The following is a 6,512-nucleotide window of genomic DNA, read 5'->3' as shown; positions in this document are numbered from 1 at the left end:
CTTCGCTTCTGGTCTACGAAATGGCGCCCGCCCTCTTCGCCTGCGTCGCGGCAAACGAGGCCGAGCGCGCTGCGCCGGAAGCGATCATCAATGACGTCCAGATGATGGGCGCATCCGGCCGCATCTTCATGTCCGGCACCACCGACGACATGATCCGCGCCCGCGACACCATCACGAATACGCTTGAGGCAATCGAAGGCCGCAAGGGCTGAGGCACCGCCAACCCCCTCACCCTGCCGTCTCCCCCTAAAAGGGGGCGAGGGGATGTGGCATTGGCCATACTTCCCCTCTCCCGCATGCGGGAGAGGGAGGGACCCGACGCTTAGCGTTGGGAGGATGAGGGTCAGGCGCCGTTCCGCCCGCGCGACCACGAGGGTTTTTCGCCGTCGAAGAAACAGCGGATGCCTTCCTGGGCTTCCGCCGTCTCCCAGCGGTCGGCGAGACTTTCCGACGTAAACGCATGCTGGTCGTCGATCCGGTCGCGTGACAGCGCCAGACACAGCGCCTTGGCGTCGGCGACCGCGCCGGGCGCGCAGTCCAGGAACCAGCCGACTTCCGCCTCGACCGCGTCGTCCAGACCGTCAGCGTCGACGACCTCACTGACCAGACCGAGATCGCGGGCCACCGTCGCATCAAACCGTTTGCCGTTCATAAAGATGCGGCGCGTGTTCCCCTCGCCCAGCCGCCGCACGACATAGGGACCAATATTGGCCGGGATGACGCCGAGCCGCGTTTCGGTCAGCGCGAACTTCACGTGGGCGGCGGCGATCACGATGTCGCAGACCGCCATCATGCCGATGCCACCGCCGAACGCCTGGCCGTGTACCCTTGCGATCAGCGGTTTCGGCAGGCTGTCGAGGTCGCTCAACATGCGCGCGAGTTCCAGAGATTCGGCGATCTTGCCGGCGCGGTCGCGGTCGAACTGCGCGCGCATCCAGCCGAGATCGGCGCCGGCCGAGAAGCTCTTGCCTTCACCCGCCAGTACGACGACGCGCACGGCGTCGTCGCCAGCAAGCTCATCAGCAGCCTGACGCAACTCGCCGATCATTTGGGTATTGAGCGAGTTGTGCTTGTCCGGTCGTGCCAGCCAGAGAAAGGCGACACCGCGCTTGTCAGTCTCCACGCGAATGGTTTCGAAGGTGGCCATGATTAATCTGCCTCTTTTCGATCGCCCGTCGCGGCCGATCGCCAGGGTTGATCCTTCAGGAATCGCTCGACATCCGACAGCCGCACCCGGTCGATGCCGGTATCGAAGCCCAGCGACGCCAGTCGGTCGGCCACGGGTCCCGTCGCGACGTTGCCCTTGGCACCGGGTGCATAGGGACAGCCGCCTAGCCCGCCGACCGCCGCATCGAATGTGCGCAGGCCCTTGTCGAGGCTCACCTCGATGTTGTCGAGCGCCCGGCCGCCGGTGTCGTGATAGTGGCCCGCAAGCCGGTCGGCGGGCACGACGGCGAGCACCGCGTCCAGCATGTCGGCGATGGTTTCGGGCGTGCCCCTGCCGATGGTATCGCCCAGCGAGACCTCATAGCAGCCCATGTCAACCAAACGCGCCGCGACTTCGGCCACCTGCCTGGGCGGCGTCGGGCCATCATAAGGGCAGTCGGTGACGCAGGAGACGTAGCCGCGCACGGGCACGCCATCGCCCTTCGCAGCGGCGAGCACCGACACGAAACGTTCGAGGCTCTCGGCAATGGAGCAGTTGATGTTCTTCTGGCTGAACCCCTCGGACGCCGAGGCAAAAATTGCAACCTCATCGGCGTGTGCCGCTTTGGCGCCGTCATACCCCCGCATGTTCGGCGTCAGCACCGCATAGGCCACACCCGGCTTGCGCTCGATACCGGCCATGACGTCGGCCGCGTCGGCCATCTGCGGCACCCATTTGGGACTGACGAAACTGGTTACCTCGATTTTGGAGAACCCGCAGCCGGACAGCATGTCGACCAGCCGGATTTTATCGTCGGTCGGAACGAACGCTTTCTCGTTCTGCAGACCGTCGCGCGGGCCCATTTCGAAGATTGTGACGTGTTCGCTCATGGCAGGCTTACGGGTCCGGCGTTTCCATGACCAGCAGCAGCCTGTCGGCGGCGACTTGCTCGCCTTCGCCGACCAGCACCTCGGCCACGGTCCCGTCAAAGGGCGCGCGCAGGGTGTGTTCCATCTTCATGGCCTCCATGACGACCAGCGGCTCGCCCCGGCGCACGCAGGCACCAGGCGCGACGGGCACAAGTTTGATCAGGCCGGGCATCGGCGCAAGCACCCGGTCGTCGCCGGCCATGGTCTGCTCGCCGCCATCAAGCGGGTCGGGACACGTGAAAACGTGGGTCGCACCGTCGAGAAACACGGTGATACTGAGCCCATGCTGGACAACGCGGGCGCTGACTTCTTTCCCGCCAAACACGATGACAGCTTGAACTCCGTCGACCTGCCGCACCTCGACAGCATGAGGGATCCCAGCGTGTTCAAAGCGGAGTTTGCTATCGCTGTCGCATGTCACGGGAACCGCTTCCGCCACGCCGTCTTGGCCAAACTCGACTGCCTGCCTCTCGCGCGACCACTGCCGCCAACCCGTCAGAGTCCCCCAGGGATCGACCCGGTCACGCGACTCGAACCAGCCAAGAACCGCCATCACGGCGAGCCCGTATGCAGCTGGAGGCGGCGCCGGCCGTTCAACAAAACGATCGAGGTCGCGCTCGATCAACCCAGTGTCGACCTGGCCGGCCGCGAAGCCCTCGTCGGCGCACAAGGCAGCAAGAAATCCGACATTGGTCACCGTGCCCGCGACGAAGCTCTGCGAAAGAGCTGTGCGCATCGTGTTGAGCGCCTCCGTCCGCGTGTCACCGCGCGCGATGACCTTAGCGATCATTGGATCGTAGAACGGCGAGATGACGTCGCCCTGCCGCACCCCGCTGTCGACACGCGCGATGTCTTCGGGAAGCGCCAGATAGTCCATCCGTCCGGTCGCCGGGAGAAACCCTTTGCCCGCATCTTCCGCATAGACCCGCGCCTCGAACGCCCAACCATTCAATGGCACGTCCTCTTGCCTTAACGGCAAGGACTCGCCCGCCGCGACGCGAAGCTGCCATTCGACGAGGTCAAGGCCGGTGATCATCTCGGTCACCGGATGCTCGACCTGAAGGCGCGTGTTCATTTCCATGAACCAGAAGCGATCGGGCCTCGGGCCGTCGCTGGCATCGACGATGAACTCCACCGTCGCCGCGCCCTGATAGCCGACGGCCTCGGCCGCCTTCACCGCCGCCTCCCCCATGGCCTGGCGCATCTCCGACGTCATGCCGGGCGCGGGCGCTTCCTCGATCACCTTTTGATGGCGGCGTTGCAGGGAACAGTCGCGTTCGAAGAGATGGATCACGTTGCCATCGGCATCGCCGAAGACCTGCATCTCGATATGACGCGGCCGCACGATCCACTTCTCGATCAGGCAGCGGCCGTCGCCGAAGCTCGACTCGGCCTCGCGACGCGCGCTCGCCAGGGCATCGGGAAAACTGGCGGGGTCATCAACCCGGCGCATGCCCTTGCCGCCGCCGCCCGCGCGCGCCTTGATCAGGATGGGATAGCCGATCTCCTCTGCCTTTTGCGCCATGACGCCGGCGTCCTGATCGTCACCCAGATAGCCCGGCACCACGGGCACGCCAGCCTCGGCCATCAGGGCCTTGGCGCGGTCCTTCAGGCCCATGGCGCGGATGGCATCTCCCGACGGACCGACGAACACGAGGCCGGCGGCAGTGACCGCTTCAGCGAAGTCCGGGTTCTCCGACAGAAAACCGTAACCGGGATGAACGGCGTCCGCCGCCATCGCCTGCGCCGCCTCAACGATCAGCTCACCTCTCAAATAGCTTTCACTCACAGGCGGCGGCCCGAGCCGAACGGCGTGGTCGGCCATCGCGACATGCAGGGCCTTTGCATCGGCGTCCGAATAGATAGCGACCGTCTCGATACCCATGCGTCGGCATGTCCTGATGATCCGACAGGCGATCTCACCGCGGTTGGCGATCAGGACGCGTTTCAGCATGGTGCCGGCTTCACATCCGGAACAGGCCGAACCGGGTCTCCGGGATCGGCGCGTTCAACGCCGCCGACAACGACAGGCCGAGCACGTCGCGCGTCTTCGCCGGATCGATGATGCCGTCATCCCACAACCGCGCGGATGCGTAGAGTGGATGGCTCTGTTCGGCGAACTGATCGATGATCGGTTGCTTGAAGGCGGCTTCGTCATCGGCCGACCAGGTATCACCGTTGCGCTCGATGGCGTCGCGGCGCACGACCGCGAGCACACTGGCGGCCTGTTCGCCACCCATGACGGCAATGCGGCTGTTGGGCCAGGTCCACAGAAAGCGTGGGCCATAGGCGCGCCCGCACATGCCGTAATTTCCGGCGCCGAACGAGCCGCCGACCAGGACCGTCACCTTGGGCACAGCCGAGGTCGCAACGGCGGTCACCAGCTTGGCGCCGTGCTTGGCGATGCCCTCGGCCTCGTACTTTTGCCCGACGATGAAGCCGGTGATGTTCTGCAGGAAGACCAGCGGAATGCGCCGCTGGGAACACAGCTCGACGAAGTGTGCGCCTTTCAACGCGCTTTCGGAGAAGAGGATGCCGTTGTTGGCGAGAATGCCGACCGGAAGCCCATGGATATGGGCGAACCCGCAGACCAGCGTTTCGCCGAAGCGCGCCTTGAACTCGTCGAACCGGGAACCGTCAACCAGACGCGCGATGACCTCGCGGATGTCATAGGCGGTCGACAATGACTCCGGCACGATGCCGTAGATCTCTGCGGGGTCGTAGAGCGGTTCCTCCGGCGTCTGAAGCTGCAGGTCTGCCGGTTTGGTACGATTGAGGTTGGCCACAGCACGTCGCGCGAGCGCCAGCGCATGGTCGTCATCGCGGGCCAGATGATCGGCGACGCCAGAGAGGCGCGTGTGCACGTCACCGCCGCCGAGTTCTTCGGCGCTCACCACCTCGCCGGTCGCCGCCTTTACCAGCGGCGGTCCGGCCAGAAAGATCGTCCCCTGCTCACCGACAATGATCGTTTCGTCGGACATGGCGGGCACATAGGCGCCGCCAGCCGTGCACGAGCCCATGACGACGGCGATCTGGGCGATGCCGTCGGCGGACATGCGCGCCTGGTTATAGAAGATCCGGCCGAAGTGATCGCGGTCGGGGAACACCTCATCCTGGTTCGGCAGGTTGGCGCCGCCTGAATCCACCAGATAGACGCACGGCAGCCGGTTTTCCTGGGCAATCTCCTGGGCGCGCAGGTGCTTCTTCACCGTGACCGGGTAATAGGTACCACCCTTCACCGTCGCATCGTTGGCGACGACCATGACCTCCTGGCCCTCGACCCGGCCAATACCGGTGATCAGCCCGGCGGACGGGCTGGCGCCGTCATAGAGGCCGTGAGCCGCGGTGGCGCCGACCTCAAGAAACGGCGCGCCTGGATCAAGCAGCCGGGATACGCGCTCGCGCGGCAGCAGCTTGCCGCGCCCGGTGTGGCGCGCCTGGGCCGCCTGGCCGCCGCCGGCCATAGCGATGGCGACGGCGTCCTCGGCTTCCGCGATAGCCCTGTGCATGGCGACTTCGTTCGCGGCGAAGTCATCACTCGTGGTCTGCACGGCGGACTTGATGACAGCCATCAGCCGGTTTCCTTCATCAACTCGCGTCCGATCAGCATACGCCGTATCTCCGAGGTGCCCGCGCCGATCTCCATAAGCTTGGCGTCGCGCAACAGGCGCCCGGTCGGATAGTCGTTGATATAGCCGTTGCCGCCCAGCGCCTGGATCGCCTGCAACGCCTGTTGGGTTGCCTGTTCCGACGCATAGAGGCAACAGGCCGCCGCGTCCTGGCGCGTGACGTCGCCGCGATCGCACGCGGCGGCGACCGCATAGACATAGGCGCGGGACGAGTTCATCGCCGTGTACATGTCGGCGACCTTGGCCTGCATAAGCTGGAACTCACCGATCGGTCGGCCGAACTGCTTGCGTTCGTGCAGATAGGGCATCACCACGTCGAGGCATGCATGCATGATGCCGACGCCAATGCCGGCCAGGACGACGCGTTCGTAATCCAGGCCCGACATCAAGACCTTCACGCCCTCGCCTTCGTTACCCAGCACGTTGTCGAACGGGACCTCGCAATCTTCGAACACAAGCTCCGCGGTGTTCGATCCGCGCATGCCAAGCTTGTCCAGCTTTTGCGCGGGCGCGAATCCGCTGAAGCCGCTTTCAATCAGAAACGCCGTAATGCCCTTGGCACCGGCATCGGGATCGGTCTTGGCGTAGACCACCAGCGTCTCGGCATCGGGCCCGTTGGTGATCCACATCTTGTTGCCGTTCAGCACATAGCGGTCGTTGCGTTTATCCGCGCGCAAGGTCATCGACACAACATCCGACCCGGCGCCCGGTTCGGACATGGCGAGCGCGCCGACATGCTCGCCCGAGCACAGCTTCGGCAGATAGGCCGCCTTCTGGTCGGGGGTGCCGTTGCGGTTGATCTGGTTG

At 65.1% G+C, this 6,512-nt stretch carries 6 protein-coding genes; 1 reads left to right on the top strand and 5 read right to left on the bottom strand.

Annotated elements, in window-relative coordinates; translation table 11 throughout:
* Positions 1–212 (top strand): microcompartment protein (locus AAF563_25225; protein MEM7124602.1); only part of this gene is annotated, 212 nt, incomplete at its 5' end.
* A 131-nt stretch (positions 213–343) separates the two neighbouring features.
* Here the strand turns inward: AAF563_25225 and AAF563_25220 are convergent.
* The 5 genes from AAF563_25220 to AAF563_25200 form a co-directional block, all read right to left on the bottom strand.
* Complete coding sequence (locus tag AAF563_25220; protein MEM7124601.1) at positions 344–1,147, bottom strand: crotonase/enoyl-CoA hydratase family protein; 804 nt, start codon at positions 1,145–1,147, stop codon at positions 344–346.
* A gap of 2 nt (positions 1,148–1,149) precedes the next feature.
* On the bottom strand, positions 1,150–2,037 hold the full coding sequence (locus AAF563_25215) for a hydroxymethylglutaryl-CoA lyase (GenBank protein MEM7124600.1): 888 nt from the start codon (positions 2,035–2,037) through the stop codon (positions 1,150–1,152).
* 7 nt (positions 2,038–2,044) lie between these two features.
* Positions 2,045–4,030 (bottom strand): acetyl/propionyl/methylcrotonyl-CoA carboxylase subunit alpha, encoded by a 1,986-nt coding sequence (locus tag AAF563_25210; protein ID MEM7124599.1) that lies wholly within the window; start codon positions 4,028–4,030, stop codon positions 2,045–2,047.
* A gap of 10 nt (positions 4,031–4,040) precedes the next feature.
* Positions 4,041–5,648, bottom strand: coding sequence for a carboxyl transferase domain-containing protein (locus AAF563_25205; protein ID MEM7124598.1), 1,608 nt, complete (start codon positions 5,646–5,648; stop codon positions 4,041–4,043).
* Positions 5,648–6,512: acyl-CoA dehydrogenase family protein (locus tag AAF563_25200; GenBank protein ID MEM7124597.1), on the bottom strand; the 865-nt coding region annotated here is incomplete at its 5' end. The genes AAF563_25200 and AAF563_25205, both read right to left, overlap by 1 nt.

The sequence above is a fragment of the Pseudomonadota bacterium genome (assembly GCA_039028155.1).
GTDB lineage: Bacteria > Pseudomonadota > Alphaproteobacteria > SP197 > SP197 > JANQGO01.
The sequence above is the reverse complement of the archived record's forward strand: the minus strand, read 5'-3'. Positions and strand labels throughout refer to the sequence as shown.

Bases quoted from the DNA above. Each gene is read 5' to 3' on its own strand.
- AAF563_25220 (MEM7124601.1), bottom strand. From the start codon at position 1,147: ATGGCCACCTTCGAAACCATTCGCGTGGAGACTGACAAGCGCGGTGTC.
- AAF563_25215 (MEM7124600.1), bottom strand. From the start codon at position 2,037: ATGAGCGAACACGTCACAATCTTCGAAATGGGCCCGCGCGACGGTCTG.
- AAF563_25210 (MEM7124599.1), bottom strand. From the start codon at position 4,030: ATGCTGAAACGCGTCCTGATCGCCAACCGCGGTGAGATCGCCTGTCGG.
- AAF563_25205 (MEM7124598.1), bottom strand. From the start codon at position 5,648: ATGGCTGTCATCAAGTCCGCCGTGCAGACCACGAGTGATGACTTCGCC.